The 327-nt window shown below is 45.9% G+C and carries 1 protein-coding gene; it reads left to right on the top strand.

All coding sequences use genetic code 11. The features are described from left to right. On the top strand, positions 1-327 hold a 327-nt coding region (locus tag WAE59_RS25800), incomplete at both ends, for a PKD domain-containing protein (RefSeq protein WP_337858895.1).

Below are 327 nucleotides of genomic sequence, written 5' to 3'. Positions count from 1 at the left end.
TCCAGCACAACCGCTGGGGCAGCACCACTGAAAGTAAAACTCTCCTCAGCCGGAACAGCAGATGCCGACGGAGATTCTTTAAAATACAACTGGAAGATCAGCAGGGCAGGTGTAGTTAAACAAAGCAGCAAACTGGCCAACCCCGAAATCACCTTGACCACTCCGGGGATTTATAAAGCCACACTCACTGTATCAGATCCTGATGGCGCGAAAAACAGTAAAACAGTAGAGATAGCTGTAGGCAATGCCGTTCCGGTAGTAAAGTTTGATTTTACCAAAGGAAATTCCAGTTTCTATTTTCCGGGCAATACGATTAAATATGCAGTG

Origin of the sequence: Pedobacter sp. GR22-6 (assembly GCF_037402555.1) — a bacterium.
In the GTDB taxonomy this organism is placed as follows: domain Bacteria; phylum Bacteroidota; class Bacteroidia; order Sphingobacteriales; family Sphingobacteriaceae; genus Pedobacter.
The sequence above is the reverse complement of the archived record's forward strand: the minus strand, read 5'-3'. Positions and strand labels throughout refer to the sequence as shown.